At 69.9% G+C, this 17,903-nt stretch carries 14 protein-coding genes; 11 read left to right on the forward strand and 3 right to left on the reverse strand.

What is annotated here, in order from left to right:
* Positions 1-16: 16 nt before the first annotated feature.
* Together fdhD and OG579_RS00445 are read right to left on the reverse strand one after the other, a co-directional pair.
* Positions 17-838 carry a formate dehydrogenase accessory sulfurtransferase FdhD gene (gene fdhD, locus OG579_RS00440; RefSeq protein ID WP_328857699.1) on the reverse strand — a complete coding sequence of 274 codons (822 nt, stop codon included), beginning with the start codon at positions 836-838 and terminating at the stop codon, positions 17-19.
* Positions 838-3,168, reverse strand: coding sequence for an FdhF/YdeP family oxidoreductase (locus tag OG579_RS00445; protein WP_328857700.1), 2,331 nt, complete (start codon positions 3,166-3,168; stop codon positions 838-840). Before OG579_RS00445 ends, fdhD begins: the two co-directional genes overlap by 1 nt.
* Before the next feature lie 49 nt (positions 3,169-3,217).
* On the opposite strand from OG579_RS00445, the gene mobA reads away from it, so the two are divergent.
* From mobA to proB, 11 genes are all read left to right on the forward strand, one after another.
* Positions 3,218-3,853, forward strand: coding sequence for a molybdenum cofactor guanylyltransferase (mobA, locus tag OG579_RS00450; protein ID WP_328857701.1), 636 nt, complete (start codon positions 3,218-3,220; stop codon positions 3,851-3,853).
* A gap of 24 nt (positions 3,854-3,877) precedes the next feature.
* Positions 3,878-6,550 (forward strand): valine--tRNA ligase, encoded by a 2,673-nt coding sequence (locus tag OG579_RS00455; RefSeq protein WP_328857702.1) that lies wholly within the window; start codon positions 3,878-3,880, stop codon positions 6,548-6,550.
* The gene (folC, locus tag OG579_RS00460; protein ID WP_328857703.1) at positions 6,547-7,995 is read left to right on the forward strand and encodes a bifunctional tetrahydrofolate synthase/dihydrofolate synthase; all 1,449 of its coding nucleotides are present in this window, start codon (positions 6,547-6,549) and stop codon (positions 7,993-7,995) included. Before OG579_RS00455 ends, folC begins: the two co-directional genes overlap by 4 nt.
* A gap of 56 nt (positions 7,996-8,051) precedes the next feature.
* Complete coding sequence (locus OG579_RS00465; RefSeq protein ID WP_045822444.1) at positions 8,052-8,417, forward strand: DUF4233 domain-containing protein; 366 nt, start codon at positions 8,052-8,054, stop codon at positions 8,415-8,417.
* Between the two features lie 144 nt (positions 8,418-8,561).
* Positions 8,562-8,996 carry a hypothetical protein gene (locus OG579_RS00470; RefSeq protein WP_328857704.1) on the forward strand — a complete coding sequence of 145 codons (435 nt, stop codon included), beginning with the start codon at positions 8,562-8,564 and terminating at the stop codon, positions 8,994-8,996.
* Positions 8,997-9,018: 22 nt separating this feature from the next.
* Positions 9,019-9,432, forward strand: coding sequence for a nucleoside-diphosphate kinase (gene ndk / locus OG579_RS00475; protein WP_045822391.1), 414 nt, complete (start codon positions 9,019-9,021; stop codon positions 9,430-9,432).
* A gap of 465 nt (positions 9,433-9,897) precedes the next feature.
* Entirely contained in the window at positions 9,898-13,251 is a 3,354-nt protein-coding gene (locus OG579_RS00480) for a translation initiation factor IF-2 N-terminal domain-containing protein (RefSeq protein WP_328857705.1), read from the forward strand.
* A 270-nt stretch (positions 13,252-13,521) separates the two neighbouring features.
* On the forward strand, positions 13,522-13,833 hold the full coding sequence (rplU, locus tag OG579_RS00485) for a 50S ribosomal protein L21 (RefSeq protein WP_045822393.1): 312 nt from the start codon (positions 13,522-13,524) through the stop codon (positions 13,831-13,833).
* A gap of 32 nt (positions 13,834-13,865) precedes the next feature.
* Positions 13,866-14,129 carry a 50S ribosomal protein L27 gene (gene rpmA, locus OG579_RS00490; protein WP_055789151.1) on the forward strand — a complete coding sequence of 88 codons (264 nt, stop codon included), beginning with the start codon at positions 13,866-13,868 and terminating at the stop codon, positions 14,127-14,129.
* Positions 14,130-14,285: 156 nt separating this feature from the next.
* Positions 14,286-15,827 (forward strand): GTPase ObgE, encoded by a 1,542-nt coding sequence (obgE, locus tag OG579_RS00495; protein WP_328857706.1) that lies wholly within the window; start codon positions 14,286-14,288, stop codon positions 15,825-15,827.
* A gap of 8 nt (positions 15,828-15,835) precedes the next feature.
* A complete protein-coding gene (gene proB / locus OG579_RS00500; RefSeq protein WP_045822395.1) occupies positions 15,836-16,948 on the forward strand; it encodes a glutamate 5-kinase in 1,113 nt (370 codons plus the stop codon).
* Here proB and OG579_RS00505 read toward each other — a convergent pair.
* Positions 16,904-17,842, reverse strand: a complete 939-nt coding sequence (locus OG579_RS00505; protein ID WP_328857707.1) for a Sir2 family NAD-dependent protein deacetylase — start codon at positions 17,840-17,842, stop codon at positions 16,904-16,906. The two genes, proB and OG579_RS00505, sit on opposite strands and share 45 nt — an antisense overlap.
* Between the last annotated feature and the right edge of the window lie 61 nt (positions 17,843-17,903).

Here is a 17,903-nt window from a genome sequence, read left to right on the forward strand (position 1 = left end):
GGTCGTGGACGGTCGCTCAGGCCCCGATGATGCGCTGTGGGGCGGAGTAGACGTTCATCGACGCGCCCCGCAGGAAGCCGACGACGGTGAGATCGAGCTCGGCGCCGAGGTGGGCGGCGAGCGACGACGGCGCCGACACCGCCGCGATGATCGGGATCCCCGCCATCACCGACTTCTGCACGAGCTCGAACGACACCCGGCTCGACATCATCGCCACGGTGTGGCGCAACGGGATCCGTCCTTCCCGCAGAGCCCACCCGACGGCCTTGTCGAGAGCGTTGTGGCGCCCGACGTCCTCGCGGACCACCAGCAGCGTCCCGTCGGTGTCGAAGAGTGCGGCGGCGTGCGTACCGCCGGTCGCGGTGAAGGTGGCCTGCGCCGACCGCAGCCGGTCGGGTAACGCACCGAGCGCCTCGACGCCGATCGACGAGTCGTCGGTGGAGAGGTCGAACCGTGAGGTGGCGCGGATGTCGTCGATGGCCGACGATCCGCACACCCCGCACGCCGAGTTCGACACGAACGCCCGCGGTCGCGGCGCGATCGACACGCCGTCGGCCGGGGTCACGTCGATCACGTTGTAGGTGTTCGCACCGGCGTCGTCCACGCCGTCGCAGTAGCGAATGGTGGCGATGTCATCGACCGATCCGATCAGCCCCTCCGACAACAGGAATCCGTGCACGAGGTCGATGTCGGCGCCGGGTGTGCGCATCGTGACCGTCAACGCCCGACCGCCGACGCGGATCTCGAGGGGCTCCTCGACGGCCAGCGTGTCCGGTCGGGTGGCGTCGAGTTCCCCGCGGATCCGACGGACCGGTACCCGGGTGGTGACGCGACCCATCAGGCGGCGATCAGACGCACCGTGATCCCCTTCGACACCGGCGTGTTCGACTTCACGGCCACGTGATCGAGGGGGACGAGGGGGTTCGTCTCGGGGTAGTAGGCGGCGGCGTTGCCACGCGGGGTCGAGTACGCGACCACGGTGAACCCGTCGATGCGGCGTTCCTCGACACCGCTGTCGGTCGCGAACTCCGAGACGATCGACACCGACTGCCCGTCGCGCAGACCGAGTTCGGTCAGATCGTCGCCGTTGACGAGCACCACGCGACGGTTGCCCTTGATCCCCCGGTAGCGGTCGTCGTGACCGTAGATCGTGGTGTTGTACTGGTCGTGGCTGCGCATCGTCTGCAGGATCAGTCGTCCGGCAGGGGTGGGGAGCCACTGCAGCGGGTTCACCGTCAGCACGGCTTTGCCGCTGTCGGTGGGGAACTCGCGGTCGTCACGCGGCGGGTGGGGCAGCAGGAACCCGTCGGGTTGGCGGACCCGGGTGTTGAAGTCGGTGAACCCCGGCACCACGTTCGCGACGTGGTCACGGATCACGTCGTAGTCGTCGGCCATCGCCGACCAGTCGACGGGATGGCCGCTACCGAGCACCTTCTCGGCGAGCTGGCAGATGATGGCCACCTCGCTGCGGAGCTCCTCGCTCGCCGGTCGCAGCGATCCGCGCGACAGATGCACCGATCCCATCGAGTCCTCGACGGTGACCTTCTGCTTGTGGCCGGCCCGCATGTCGCGGTCGGTGCGGCCCAGCGTCGGCAGGATGAGCGCGGTCGATCCGGTGGCGAGATGCGACGCGTTGAGCTTGGTGCTCACCTGCACGGTCAGTCGACACCGCCCCAGGGCCGCGCGGGTGACCTCGGTGTCGGGTGTGGCCGAGACGAAGTTGCCACCCATCGACATGAACATCGACACCTTGCCGTCACGCATGGCGCGGATCGAATCGACGACGTCCCAGCCGTGTTCGCGCGGGCTGGTGATTCCGAACTCGGCATCGACCGCGGCGAGGAAGGCCTCGTCCATCTGCTCCCAGATCCCCATGGTCCGGTCGCCCTGCACGTTCGAGTGTCCGCGCACCGGGCAGACACCGGCGCCGGGCTTGCCGATCATGCCGCGCAGCAGGAGCGTGTTCGTGACCTCCTCGATGGTGGCGACGGCGTGCGCGTGTTGGGTCAACCCCATCGCCCAGCAGACGATGATCCGGTCCGACGACGCCCACCGGTCGGCGAACTCCTCGATCTGCCGCAGCGACAGCCCGGTCGCCGCGACGATCTCGTCCATGTCGGTGTCGGCGAGCGTGGCGACGTAGTCGTCGACGCCCTCGCAATAGGTGTCGAGGAACTCGGTGTCGAACACCGTTCCCGGAGCGGCCTTCTCGGCACGGTGGAGCAGTGTCGCGAGACCGCGGAACAGCGCCATGTCGCCGCCGAGCCGGATCTGGAGGAACTCGTCGGCCATGGTGGTGCCGGAACCGACGACACCGTTGACGCGCTGAGGGTCCTTGAACCGCATCAACCCGGCCTCGGGCAGTGGGTTGACCGCGACGATCGTCGCGCCCTTGCGCTTGGCCGCATCGAGGATCGAGAGCATCCGGGGATGGTTGGTGCCCGGGTTCTGTCCGGCGATGACGATGAGGTCGGCGTTCTCGACGTCGAGCACCGACACCGATCCCTTGCCGATGCCGATGGTGGTCGACAGGGCATGGCCCGACGACTCGTGGCACATGTTGGAGCAGTCGGGCAGGTTGTTGGTGCCGAGGCTGCGGGCGAGCAGCTGGTAGGTGAACGCGGCCTCGTTGCTGGTGCGACCCGACGTGTAGAACACCGACTCGTCGGGGGAGGACTGGGCGGCGAGTTCGTCGGCGATGAGGGCGTAGGCGTCGTCCCAGTCGATCGGGCGGTAGTGGGTGTCGCCTTCGCGCAACACCATCGGATGGGTCAACCGGCCCTGCTGCGAGAGCCAGTACTCGGTCCGGTCGCGCAGCGCCTCGACGCTGTGCGCAGCGAAGAACTCCGGGGTCACGGTACGACGGGTCGCCTCCTCGGCCACCGCCTTCGCGCCGTTCTCGCAGAACTCGGCGTGCTTGCGTCCGCCCGGCTTCTCCGGCCACGCGCATCCCGGGCAGTCGAACCCGTCGCGTTGGTTGAGCTCGAGCAGTGTGCGCGCGGTGCGCAGCGGACCCATCTGGGTGAGGCCCCGCTGCATCGACACCGCCACCGCGGGCACCCCCGCGGCGTAGGACTTGCGGTGTCCGACCCGTGTGGTCGTCGGCTCGTCGACGTCGGTCTCGGTCGCCTGTACTGCGCCGGTGGGATCGGATTCGATGGAAGTCATTCCTCCATAGTGGCCCCGAGTACGGGGTGCGTCACGCGATACTGGGCCGATGATCGATGTGGCGGGTGTGGTGTTGGCCGGTGGAGCGTCGCGACGGATGGGCTCGGACAAGGCCGGTCTCGACTGGGAGGGCCAGCCGATGCTCGCCCGGATCGTCGCCGAGGTGGGCACCCGGTGCTCGCCGGTGTCGGTCGTCGCCGCGGCGTCGTCGCCCGCGTACAAGACGCTCAAGGGCTCCGGCGGTCCCGAGGCGCACTGGGTCACCGACGAGCAGGCCGGCGCCGGACCTCTCGGTGCCCTGGCCGCCGGACTGGCCGACGCCGCCGCCGCGGGATGTGAGATCGCCTTCGTGTGCGCCACGGACATGCCTCTCATCGAGGTGGCGATCGTCGACGAGCTGCTCCTGGGCCTGCGCGAGGGCGACGACGCGGCGATCGCCGTCGACTCCCAGCGGGTCCATCCCTTCGCCGGATTGTATCGGACGGCATGCGCCGGACGTATCCGCGACCTGGCCGCGACCGGTGAACGACGCATGCTCGCCGCGCTCGACGCCATCGTCGCCAACCGCGTCGCGGTCAGCGATGTCGCCTGGCTCACCAACGTCAACGCGCCCGAGGACCTGCACCGGCTGCGCCACGCGGGGAGCGGGATCACCGCCGACACGGCAGGCGTGAGCATCCCGTAGGTGGGGCGTCACTAGAATCGAGGGGTGACCGAACTCCCAGACGCGCCCACCCCTGCCGAGAGGCTGCCCAAGTCCTGGGAACCCGCCGCCCACGAGTCGTCGATCTATCAGCGATGGATCGACGACGGCCTCTTCACGGCCGACCCGGCGAGCGGCAAGCCGACCTTCTCGATCGTCATCCCCCCGCCGAACGTCAACGGGTCCCTGCACATGGGCCACGCCTTCGAACACGTCCTGATGGACGCTCTCACCCGACGCCGTCGGATGCAGGGTTTCGAGGTGCTGTGGCTGCCCGGCATGGACCACGCCGCGATCGCCATGCAGGCCATGGTCGAGAAGCGGTTGGCCGCCGAGGGCACCACCCGTTCCGACCTCGGGCGTGAGGCGTTCATCGACCGCGTGTGGCAGGCCAAGGCCGAGATCAGCGGGGACATCGGCGCGCAGATGCGCCGTCTCGGAGATGGCGTCGACTGGTCGCGTGAGCGTTTCACGATGGACGAGGGCCTCTCGCGCGCCGTGCACACCGTGTTCAAGCGGATGTTCGACGACGGACTCATCTATCGCGCCGAGCGACTGGTCAACTGGTCGCCGGTGCTGCAGACCGCCATCAGCGACATCGAGGTGTCCTACGACGACGTCGAGGGCGAGCTGGTGAGCTTCCGCTACGGGTCGATGGACGACACGCAGCCCCACCTGGTGGTGGCCACGACGCGACTGGAGACCATGCTCGGCGACACCGCGATCGCGGTGCACCCCGACGACGAGCGCTACGCACACCTCGTCGGCACCGAGCTGCCGCACCCGTTCCTCGATCGCTCGATCCCGGTGGTCGCCGACGACTACGTCGACCCCGAGTTCGGCACCGGCGCGGTGAAGATCACCCCCGCCCACGACCCCAACGACTTCGCGCTCGGGCAACGCCACGGGTTGCCCATGCCGACGATCATGGACACCTCCGGTCACATCGCCGACACCGGAACACGATTCGACGGTCTCGACCGGTTCGACGCGCGCGTCGCCGTGCGTGAGGCGCTGGCCGCCGAGGGCAGGATCGTCAAGGAGGTCCGCCCCTACCTGCACAGCGTCGGGCACTCCGAGCGCAGCGGCGAACCGATCGAGCCGCGGCTGAGCATGCAGTGGTGGGTGCGGGTGGAGACCCTGGCGAAGGCCGCCGGCGACGCCGTGCGCAGCGGCGCCACACAGATCCATCCGGCGTCGATGGAGCCGCGCTGGTTCGGGTGGGTCGACGACATGCACGACTGGTGCATCTCGCGGCAACTGTGGTGGGGCCACCGCATCCCGATCTTCTACGGGCCCGACGGTGAGGTCGTGTGCACCGCGCCCGGCGAGGAGCCGCCGGCGGGATACGTCCAGGACCCCGACGTGCTCGACACGTGGTTCTCCTCGGGTCTGTGGCCGTTCTCGACGCTGGGTTGGCCGGACGACACTGCCGACCTGCGCGCGTTCTACCCGACCAGCGTGCTGGTCACCGGCTACGACATCCTGTTCTTCTGGGTCGCCCGGATGATGATGTTCGGCACCTACGTCGGCGCGACCCTCGATCAGGACGCGCCGGTCCCGTTCCGACATCTGTTCCTGCACGGGCTCGTTCGCGACGAACACGGCAAGAAGATGTCGAAGTCGAAGGGCAACGGCATCGACCCGCTCGACTGGGTCGACCGTTTCGGGGCCGACGCGATGCGATTCACCCTGGCCCGCGGAGCCACGCCCGGCGGTGACCTGTCGGTGGGCGAGCGGCACGCCGAGGCGTCGCGCAACTTCACCACGAAGCTGTTCAACGCGACCCGTTTCGCCCTGATGAACGGCGCCACCCTGGGCACCCTGCCCGACCGCGCGACGCTCACCGACGCCGACCGCTGGATCCTCGACCGCCTCGACGAGGTGCTCGCCGACGCGGACTCGGGCTTCGAGTCCTACGAGTTCGCCCGCGCGTGTGAATCGCTGTATCACTTTGCGCGCGACGAGTTCTGCGACTGGTACGTCGAGCTGTCGAAGGTGCAGGTGTACGCCGACGCCGACGGTCACGTCGACGACGATCGTGTGCGGACGACCGGCCTCGTTCTCGGCACCGTGCTCGACTCGATCCTGAAGATGCTGCACCCGGTGATGCCGTTCGTCACCGAGACCCTGTGGACGACCCTCACCGGTGAACCGACGGTGGTCACCGCGCCGTGGCCCACCGCCGGCGGGGCCACCCGGGACGCCGACGCGGCGACCCGCGTCGCCGACCTGCAGCACCTGATCACCGAGATCCGTCGCTTCCGCGGCGATCAGGGCATCCCCGACAACAAGCGGGTCCCGACCCGTCTCGACGGCATCGACGCGGCGGGTATCGGGCACCTGCGGCCCTACGCCGACTCCCTGGCCAGGCTCACCGTGCCGGGCCCGGAGTTCACCGCCACCGCGACCCTCGAGGTGCGGTTGTCGACCATGACCGTCACCGTCGATCTCGACACCTCCGAGGCGATCGACGTCGAGGCCGAGAAGCGCCGACTGGCAAAAGATCTCGCGGCCGCCGAGAAAGAGCTGACGCAGACCGCGGCGAAGCTGTCGAACGAGCAGTTCCTCGCCAAGGCGCCCGATCCGGTGGTGGAGAAGATCCGGCTGCGTCAGCGGATCGCCACCGAAGAGGTCGAGCGGATCGGCGCCAAGCTCGCGTCGCTCGGTGGCGCGTGAGCACGACCGACGCCGGCGGGTCGAGCCCGACGGGGTCCGCCGACGAGACCCCGACACCCGAGGACCTCGCCGAGTTCGCCGACGTCGAGACCGAACTCGACGGGCGGTGGCCGGAGACGAAGATCGAGCCGTCGCTCACCCGGATGACCGCACTGATGGACCTCTTGGGGTCACCGCAGCGCGGATACGCCTCGATCCACATCGCCGGGACCAACGGCAAGACGTCGGTGACCCGCATGATCGACGCCCTGCTGACCGCCCTGCACCGTCGCACCGGTCGTATCACCAGTCCGCACCTGCAGCTCGCGACCGAGCGCATCTCGGTGGACGGACAACCGATCTCGCCGCGCCGGTACATCGACGCGTATCGCGAACTCGAACCGTTCATCACCATGGTCGACGACTCGTCGGAGGCCCAGGGCGGCCCGCGGATGAGCAAGTTCGAGGTGCTCACGGCGATGGCGTACGCCGTGTTCGCCGAGGCGCCCGTCGACGTCGCGGTCGTCGAGACCGGCATGGGCGGGACCTGGGACGCCACCAACGTCATCGAGCCGTCGGTCGCGGTCATCACGCCCATCGCCATGGATCACGCCGACTACCTCGGTGACACGATCGCGGCGATCGCGGGGGAGAAGGCGGGGATCATCAAGGCCGCCGCCGACGACCTCGTGCCCGTCGACCCGGTCACCGTGATCGCCGTGCAGGATCCCGAGGCCGAGAAGGTGCTGCTGGCCCGGACGGTGGAGACCGAGACCCTCGTCGCGCGTGAGGGATCGGAGTTCCGTGTGCTCGAACGCCGCACCGCCGTCGGTGGGCAACTGCTCGAACTGCAGGGCCTCGGCGGGGTGTACTCGGAGATCTTCCTGCCCGTCCACGGTGGGCACCAGGCCTCGAACGCGGCGATCGCGCTGGCGGCCGTCGAGGCGTTCTTCGGCGCCGGGGCCGACCGTCAACTCGACATCGACGCCGTGCGAGCCGGTTTCGCCGCGGTGACGACGCCGGGGCGGCTCGAGCGGGTGCGCTCGGCGCCGTCGGTGTTCCTCGACGCCGCCCACAACCCGCATGGCGCTGCGGCCCTGGCCCGCAGCCTCGCCGAGGAGTTCGACTTCCGACGGCTCGTCGCCGTGGTCGGCGTGATGGCCGACAAGGACGCCGTCGGCCTCCTCACCGCCCTCGAACCGGTGGTCGACTCGATCATCACCACCCACAGCGGGTCGCCGCGATCGATGGAGGCCGAGGTGCTCGCCGATCTCGCGCTGCCGATCTTCGGCGAGGATCGCGTGGCGGTCCACCCGTTCCTGCCCGATGCGGTGGAGGCGGCGATCGCCGCGGCCGAGGACGTCGGCGAGGACCTCGACCACCTGTCCGGCGCGGGCGTGGTGATCACCGGTTCGGTGGTGACCGCGGGTGCGGCCCGCACCCTCTTCGGAAAGGATCCCGCGTGAGCGAGACCCGCTTCACCCCGCCGGTCAACGATCCGTGGCGCGGACTGCGCGGAGTGATGGCGGGGACCCTCGTGCTGGAGGGGATCGTGGTCGTCCTCGCGCTGCCGATCGTGGCGAAGGTCGGCGGGGGACTGACCGTCGCCTCGACCACCTACCTCGTGGTGCTGACCGTCGCCATGTTCCTCGGCGCCGGCCTGCAGGGACGGTCGTGGGCGCTCACCTTCGATCTCGCGCTGCAGGTGCTGCTGATCGCCGGCGTGGTGTTCCACTGGTCGATCTGCGCCGTCGGCATCGTCTTCGGGTTGGTGTGGGTCTACATCGCCTACATCAAGCGCGACGTCGAGAAACGCGTGGCGAGGGGACAATTGCCCGGTCAGGAGCCCATCGTCGACGACGGTCCCGGCGGCGTGTCCGATTCGTGACCTGTTGATCGGCGTCGTCGCCGAGACGTGGCTCGGGACGACTGACACCATGCCCGTGTGAGGTGGCGCCGAAGGAGGCCGACACCGACAGATCCCCCTTTCACCGATCTCACCGACAGTCCCCGACGAAAGGCCCGCCACGTCATGCCCCGTCCCCGCATCCTGTTCCCGGCCGTCATCGCCGGTGTGTTCGCCGGCCTGTGTCTGACGGTGGTCGCACCCGCCGGCGCCGACGTGCCCCCGGCCGGTACGTCCCAGGCGCCGGGCGCGTCGACGCAGGTGGTCGTGCCGCCCGGCCCGCCGGTCCCGGTCTCCCCGTCGGAGTTCGGATACGTCGCCACCCATGCCCTGACCGTCCGTGCCGCCTCGATCGACCTCGCCGGCTTCGTGGCCTCGATCCCCGTGCCCGAGCAGTACCGTGCGGCGAACCTCGCGCTCGCCGACCGCTTCGAGGCGACCGTCGCCGAGGCCCTCACCTCCCGGGGCGGCTGTGTGCAGGTCGTCGTGAACCCCCGGGCGACCGACGGCAATCTCTTCAACTACGGCTTCTTCCCGGTGGCGGGCGAGTTCTGCGACTGAGCACCTCGCTACGCTGTCGAGCGTGACTGAACGGACACTGGTCCTGATCAAGCCCGACGGCGTAGCCCGGGCAGTGGTCGGCGAGATCATCAGCAGAATCGAACGCAAGGGCCTGTCGCTGGTCGCCTTGCAGCTCACCACCGTCAGCGACGAGGTGGCGCGGGGCCACTACGCAGAACATGCGGAGAAGCCCTTCTTCCCGTCGCTGCTCGAGTTCATCACCTCGGGGCCCCTCGTGGCTGCGGTGGTGGAGGGTCCTCGTGCCATCGCGGCCTTCCGGCAGCTCGCCGGTGGCACCGATCCGGTGGAGAAGGCCGTTCCCGGCACGATCCGTGGCGACTTCGCCCTCGAGACCCAGAACAACCTGGTGCACGGATCGGATTCGCCCGAGTCCGCCGAACGCGAGATCGCCCTCTGGTTCCCCGGCCTGTCCTGATCTGACCGACCGTCCCCTCGGCCCGCCGCCCTGCGAGCACCGCCTCGCAGACCCGGCGGGCCGACTCATGTCCCCGGTCGGTGCGGCGCCTCTCGAACGGTGTGTCCGCTGGTCGCGATGGCTCGGTTGCGCGATCCGCTGAGGGGCCGCGGCGTGCCGGTGTGGGATACTCGTGGAGTTGTCCTCGACACAGTTCGGTGACGACACGATGACCAGCCGATTCCTCGGTCCCCGCTACAGGCGTTGATCACAACAACGCGACGGCGTCGATCACAACGACGCATCGCGGTGTGGACCGTACGGACACCGGGATGGCCATCACCGCCAAGGCGTGGCAGCGACACGGCACAACCGACGTCCTGCGACGCGAGACCATAGAGAATTCGGATCGTCCGCGGTCCGATACACAGAGCACACCCTCGCGAGGCCGCGTCACGACGATGCGCCCGGGGGTTAGGAGAGCACGTGGCCGACAATGGCGCGCCCGAGGATCAGAGCAGTGAATCGAACTCGGCGCAGGAGTTCCCGCACAAGATGAGAGTGCACGCACTGGCCAGGATCCTCGGGATCACCAGCCGTGAGGTGCTCGCCTTCCTCGCCGAACTCGGCGTCGCGGCCCGCAGCCCGCAGTCCAGCATCGACCGCAGCGCGGCGGTGCAGGTGCGCGACCGGGCGGCAGCGCCCGACGCCGAATCCGTCGCCGAGTCGACGGACGGCGACACGCCGACCGTCGACGCCCCCGCTACCGAGAAGGCCGCGCCCTCGGCCTTCGAGCAGACCCCCTCGCTGTTCTCCGCGGCCGCGACCGCGGAGCCGGCAGCGTCGTCCGCCGACGCCCCGGCGACCGAGCCCGCGTCCGAGGCGGCGCAGACCCCGCTGTTCCTGCAGCCGCAGGCCCCGGAGCGTCCCGCTCGGGCGCGTCGCGCCGAGCGTCCGGCCGCCCAGGCCACCGACGATCCGTCCGAGAAGGTCGGCGCCGACACCTCGCCGCGCGAGACCCCTGCAACCGAGGCCGTGACCTCCTCGACCGATGCCGAGGCCGATACCACCGCCGGCGACCCGACCGGATCCGACGACCGCTCCGACAACGACGGCGAGGGCGGTGCCAACCGTCGTCGGCGTCGTGGACGCCGCGGTCGCGGTCGCGGTCGCGGTCGCGGTGACCAGAGTGGCGACGAAAAGAACAGTGACGATCAGTCCGGGGACGACGAGTCCAAGGATGATCAGAACATGGACGATCAGAACAGGGCCGACCAGAACAGGGACGCCGAGAACGGCGACGCGACGAGCGGGTCCGACGACTCGACGTCCGGACGTACGGACGAGGGCGATGCGGTCGGCGACGACTCCGGCGATGCCGCCGACGCCGACGACGACGCCACAGAGACCACCGGACCCCGCGGATCGGGACGGTCGCGCAACGCCCGTCGATCGGGCGGCAAGAGTGCGGGTGGCGACACCACGAACGCTCCCGAGAACGAGAGCTCGGACAGCTCGCCGTCGAACTCCGACGACGACTCCGACAGCGACGGGGACGACTCCGACGACGACTCGGGGTCGGGCACCCGTCGTCGGCGCCGCCGTCGTCGTCGTAAGGGCGGAGCCGGCGACGGGGACAGCCCCGACGCGCCGACCAACGACGATCCGCCGAACACCGTCGTCCACGAGCGGGAGCCGCGCAACAAGTCACGCAGCCGCGACCGCGACGAGGTACAGGGCATCTCCGGGTCGACCCGACTCGAGGCGAAGCGTCAGCGTCGCCGCGACGGCCGCGACGCCGGTCGTCGACGACCGCCGATCCTCACCGAGAGCGAATTCCTCGCCCGGCGCGAGGCGGTCGACCGCGTGATGGTGGTGCGCGAGCGTTCGGCCAACACCCGGCTCAACGACGACACCGGTGAGACCACCGCCACCGAGGACTACACGCAGGTCGCGGTCCTCGAGGACGGCGTACTCGTCGAACACTTCGTGACCACATCGACCTCGTCGTCGATGGTCGGCAACATCTTCCTGGGCCGCGTCCAGAACGTGCTCCCCGGCATGGAGGCCGCGTTCGTCGACATCGGCCGCGGCCGCAACGGCGTGCTCTACGCGGGCGAGGTCAACTGGGACGCCGCCGGTCTCGACGGCGGCAGCCGCAAGATCGAGCAGGCGCTCAAGCCCGGCGACCCGGTCGTCGTGCAGGTCAGCAAGGACCCCGTGGGCCACAAGGGAGCGCGTCTGACCACGCAGATCTCCCTCGCCGGCCGCTACCTCGTGTACGTGCCCGGTGGTTCGTCGACCGGGATCAGCCGCAAGCTGCCCGACACCGAACGCAAGCGTCTGAAGTCGATCCTGTCGAAGCTCATCCCCTCGGATGCGGGTGTCATCATCCGCACCGCGTCGGAGGGTGTCAGCGCCGAGGAACTCGCCGCAGACATCGATCGCCTCAAGAACCAGTGGGCGCAGATCGAGAAGGTCACCGCCGAGGCCGGCGGTGGCAACGGGGGCAAGGGCGGCAAGAACGGCTCGAAGGGGTCGGCACCGCAGGCGCTCTACGAGGAGCCCGACCTCCTCGTCAAGGTCGTGCGCGACCTGTTCAACGAGGACTTCACGAGCCTCATCGTCGACGGCAACTCGGCCTGGGATCAGGTGCACGGGTACGTCGAGGCGGTGGCACCCGACCTCATGGAACGGCTCGAACGTTTCGAGAAGGCCCACGCCGACGCGCCGGACGCGTTCGTGGTGCACCGCATCGACGAGCAGCTCGCCAAAGCCCTCGAGCGCAAGGTGTGGCTGCCCTCGGGCGGCACGCTGATCATCGAGCACACCGAGGCCATGACCGTGGTCGACGTCAACACCGGCAAGTTCACCGGGTCGGGCGGCAACCTCGAGGAGACGGTCACCCGCAACAACCTCGAGGCCGCCGAGGAGATCGTGCGGCAGATGCGTCTGCGCGACATCGGCGGCATGATCATCGTCGACTTCATCGACATGGTGCTCGAGTCGAATCGCGACCTGGTGTTGCGTCGACTGACCGAGGCACTCTCCCGTGACCGCACCCGGCACCAGGTGTCCGAGGTGACGTCGCTGGGTCTGGTCCAGATGACCCGTAAGCGACTGGGAACCGGTCTGCTGGAGGCGTTCTCGTCGACCTGCACCTGCTGTAACGGTCGTGGCATCGTGGTGCACGCCGATCCGGTGGAGGTGCAGTCGGGGGACGAGGCGCCCCGTCAGGAGGGGTCGAAGCGGTCCCGTCGTGGCGGCAAGCGCAAGTCGGAGGCGTCGACCGAGTCGAAGCCCGCGCACAATCCCTCCGAACACCCGATGTTCCGGGCCATGGCCTCCCACGGCGACGAGCCCGCCGACGACTCGGGCCACGAGACCGCGGGCCACGAGACTCCGGCAACGGGCACCGCGGCCGACACGAGTGGTCCGGCCACCGAGGTCGAGGTGGTCGTCGAGACGGCGACCGACGCCGAGGTCGCCGTCGTCGAGGTGACCGGACCCGCGGAGGTCGACGCCTCCCCGGAGGTCGCCGACGACGTCGAGATCGCACCCGACGCCGCAGCACCGGAGACCGCAGCGCCCGAGACCGACGCACCCGAGACCGCGGCGCCCAAGCGGCGCCGTCGGGCTGCCCGTCGTCCCGCCGCGGCACCCACCGGCGGCGGCGAGGCCGTCGCCGGGACCGCGGAGACCCTGGCCGCGACGGTCACCACGACCACCCCGGTCACGACGATCACCGCCGCGAGCTCGGAGGAACCGACCGTGGCGGTGCGAACCCGCCCGCGGCGACGAGCCGCCGGTCGCCCCGCGGGACCGCCGGTCGAGGAGTGATACGAGGTGGGCGGGTCGCGGTTTGACCCGGCCGACGGCGCTCCCGTAACCTTGGACGGTCGCCTCAGGGCGAGCATGGTGACGCTGTGTCCGAAACCAGCGTGACGCCCCTGCGCGGAGAACGTTCCACGACAGACGGCGACCGAGCTCACCGAAGGCATCGTCGGATCCCACGCGGTGCGACCGTGACACCCGCACGACAGACAGACGCCAACAGCGCCCGCGCAACCGCGGGCGCCCGGACAACAGACAGTAAGAGGTAGTGCTTCGATGGCAACGTACGCGATCGTCAAGACCGGCGGTAAGCAGTACAAGGTCGCTGAAGGCGACCTCGTGAAGGTCGAGAAGATCGACGGCGCCGTCGGCGCGACGGTCTCGCTCCCGGTCACCCTCGTGGTGGACGGTTCGACGCTGACCACCGACGCCGCCGCGCTCGCCAAGGCCTCGGTGACCGGCGAGGTCGTCGAGCACGTCAAGGGCCCCAAGATCCGGATCCACAAGTTCAAGAACAAGACCGGCTACCACAAGCGCCAGGGGCACCGTCAGAAGCTGACGGTCCTCAAAGTCACCGGTATCAAGTAACGCGACGCGACTGCTAGAAGGGATCCACAGACATGGCACACAAGAAAGGCGCGTCCAGCTCGCGCAACGGTCGTGACTCCAATGCCCAGCGCCTCGGCGTGAAGCGTTTCGGCGGCCAGCAGGTCAGCGCAGGCGAGATCCTCGTCCGTCAGCGCGGCACCCACTTCCACCCCGGCGTGAACGTCGGCCGCGGCGGCGACGACACCCTGTTCGCCCTCTCGGCGGGTGCGGTGGAGTTCGGCGCCAAGCGTGGTCGCAAGACCATCAACATCGTCCCGGCCGCCGCGCAGGCCTGACGCGCGGCGTTCTGACCGGACAACGCTTCACGCTCCACGAGGGGCGGGCCAGGGTGATCGTGAACCCGGCCCGCCCCTCGTGGCGTTTGCATCCTTCTTCTCCACCCCCGCCGACCCGGCGAACCGAACACCCTGAGCACCGAGAAAGGCCCGCACATGTCGAGATTCGTCGATCGCGTGACCATCCACGCAACGGCGGGCAACGGCGGTCACGGCTGCTCGTCGGTGCATCGCGAGAAGTTCAAGCCCCTCGGTGGTCCCGACGGCGGTAACGGCGGAAACGGCGGCAACGTGACCCTCGTCGTCGATCCCCAGGTGCACACCCTTCTCGACTTCCACTTCCGCCCGCATGCGAAGGCGGGCAACGGGCGTCCCGGCGCCGGATCGAACCGGGACGGCGCCCACGGCGACGACCTCGTGTTGCCCGTCCCCGACGGCACCGTGGTCCTCGACGGTGACGGCACGATCCTCGCCGACCTCGTCGGTGCCGGCACCACCTTCGCCGCGGCCGCCGGTGGACGCGGAGGACTCGGCAACGCCGCCCTCGCCTCCCGTGCGCGCCGCGCACCCGGCTTCGCGCTGCTGGGCGAGGAGGGCGAGATCAACGAACTCGTCCTGGAACTGAAGTCGGTCGCCGACGTCGGGCTCGTCGGCTTTCCGTCGGCGGGCAAGTCGTCGCTGGTGTCGGTGCTCTCGGCCGCGAAGCCGAAGATCGCCGACTACCCGTTCACCACCCTCGCCCCCAACCTCGGTGTCGTCACCGCGGGCGCGGAGGTGTTCACCATCGCCGACGTCCCCGGACTCATCCCCGGCGCGTCGGCAGGCAAGGGCCTCGGCCTCGAGTTCCTCCGCCACCTCGAGCGATGCGCCGTGCTGGCGCACGTCGTGGACTGCGCGACCCTCGAACCGGGTCGGGACCCGCTGTCGGACATCGACGCCCTCGAGGCCGAACTCGCCGCGTACACCCCCGCGCTGAGCTCCGATCACGGGCTGGAGGATCTCGCGACCCGCCCCCGCGCGGTGATCCTCAACAAGATCGACGTGCCCGACGCCGCCGACCTGGCCGACCTGGTCCGTCCCGAGCTGGAGGAGCGCGGTTGGCCGGTCTACGCGATCTCCGCGGTGAGCCGGACCGGACTGAACGAGTTGACCTATGCGCTCGCCGACCTCGTACGCAGGCACCGCACGGAGAACCCGCCGCCGGTGCCGCGTCGCGCGGTCGTGCGCCCGAAGGCCGTCGACGAGGCGGGCTTCAGCGTGATCGCCGACCCGAACCAGCCCGGTGGCTTCATCGTCCGCGGTACGCGCCCCGAACGATGGATCAAGCAGACCGCCTTCGACAACGACGAGGCCGTCGGCTACCTCGCCGACCGGTTGAACCGGCTCGGTGTCGAGGCCGAGTTGGTGAAGCGAGGCGCCCAACCGGGTGCCCCGGTCACCATCGGTGCCGTCACGTTCGACTGGGAGCCCCAGGTGCCCAGCGGTGAGGACGTCCCCATCCAGGGACGCGGCACCGACGTCCGTCTCGACCGTCCCGACCGCATCGGCGCCGCCGACCGCAAGGTCGCACGCAAGGCCAGGCGTCATCACGCCGACGACATCGGCGCGGGGTGGGTGTCGATCGGGTCCGACGACACCGTCGACCCCGGCGCCGTCGCCCCCGCCACGACGTCGGAATCCGCGCAGAGCGACGACTGAGGGGTCCGGTGAGCACCTCCGAGAATCCGACGGTCCGCGCCGAGATCGCCTCGGCGCGCAGCGTCGTGGTCAAGATCGGTTCGTCGGCTCTCACCGACATCGACAGCGGTCTCGATCTCGACCGCCTCGACCGGCTGGCCGACGCCCTCGAGGCGAGGATGGCCGCGGGCAGTGACGTCATCGTCGTGTCGTCGGGCGCCATCGGTGCGGGCATCGCGCCACTGGGTCTCAAGCGCCGACCGACGGATCTCGCGACCAAACAGGCCGCGGCCAGCGTCGGGCAGCTCGCGCTCGCCCACGCCTGGGGCACGTCGTTCGCCCGCCACGGACGGACGGTCGGTCAGGTCCTGCTGACCGCGCACGACATCTCCATGCGGGCCCAACACGCGAACGCCCAACGGACACTGGACCGTCTGCGGTCCCTCGGCGCGGTGGCCGTGGTCAACGAGAACGACACCGTGGCCACCGACGAGATCCGCTTCGGCGACAACGACCGACTGGCCGCGCTCGTCGCCCACCTCGCTGGCGCTGACGCCCTCTTCCTGCTGTCCGACGTCGACGGCCTCTACGATGGCGACCCCCGCAAGGGGGACGCGCGGTTGATCCCCGAGGTCGCCGGACCCGCCGACCTCGACGGGGTCATCGCGGGCTCGGGTGGCGCGCTCGGTACCGGCGGCATGGCCTCCAAGCTGTCGGCGGCGCGCCTGGCCGCCGACGCCGGGGTACCGGTGTTGCTCGCCGCGGCCGCCGACGCCGGGGCGGCGCTGGGTGATGCCACCGTCGGGACCGCGTTCGCCGCGCGTCCCACCCGCATGTCGGCGCGCCGGTTCTGGGTGCGGCACGCCGCCGAGACCCGGGGACGCATCGTCGTCGACGACGGTGCCGCGGTGGCCATCTCGCGCCGCAAGTCGTTGCTGCCGGCCGGCGTCCTCGATGCGCACGGGCGGTTCTCGGCCGGCGACGTCGTCGACGTCGTCGACAGCGGGGGAGCGATCCGCGCGCGCGGCGTCATCGCCTACGACGTCGACGAGGTCGGGGAGATGGTGGGGAAGTCGACCGGCGACCTGCCTCCGGGCCTACGGCGACCGGTGGTGCACGCCGACGACCTCGTCGGGGTGTGAAGCGACGCCCGCGCCGATCCGCTCGACGAGCGCGGTGAGGACCTCGGCGCAGCGGTGGTCGATGGTGAGGTCGGCGAGGCTGTCGCCCCGGGTGCGGCCACGGTTGACGATGGCGACCGACTTGCCCTGTCGTTTGGCGTGTTTGACGAACCGCAGGCCGGACATGACCGTCAACGACGACCCGAGGACGATCAGGGTGTCGGCGGCGTCGACCATCGCGTACGCCCGGTCGACGACGTCGGCGGGAACACTCTCCCCGAAGTAGACGATGGCCGGTTTCAGCGGACCGCCGCACGCGGGACAGTCGATCATCACGAAGTCGTCGGTGTCGCCGACGGCGACGTCGGCGTCGGGGGCGACCTCGATCGCGCCGCGGCTGCGGATGCGCGCGGTGAAATCGGCGTTGAGGGGTTCGAGCATGCTCGCGAGGCGATGTCGCGAGACCTGCCACCCGCAGTCGATGCAGCAGACGCGGCCGTAGCACCCGTGCAGTTCGAGCACGGGGTGGTTGCCCGCCTTGGTGTGCAGCATGTCGACGTTCTGGGTGATCACCCCGGATACGAGCCCGAGCCGCTGCAGATCGGTGATGGCGTGGTGAGCACGGTTGGGTGTCGCGGCGTCCATGTGACGCCACCCGAGATGGTTGCGCGCCCAGTAGTGGGTGCGGAACTCCCGCGACGCCAGGAACGCGTCGATGGTCATCGGGGTGCGCGGCGCGGCGTCGGGACTGCGGTAATCGGGGATCCCGGAGTCGGTGGACATGCCCGCCCCGGACAGGATCACCGTGTGTCGGCCCGCGACGAGGGCCGACAGCCGCGCGACCGCGCCATCGAGGTCGAGGTCGATCTCGGTGGGTTCTCCCGGAGTCCAGGCGACCTGGCTACGCGTCCGCATCACCATCCACGGTACCGACGATGCGCCGATCTGCGTCGGCCGTCGACCGAGGTCGCGCCGG

Source organism: Williamsia herbipolensis (assembly GCF_036153515.1).
Taxonomy (GTDB): Bacteria; Actinomycetota; Actinomycetes; order Mycobacteriales; family Mycobacteriaceae; genus Williamsia_A; species Williamsia_A herbipolensis.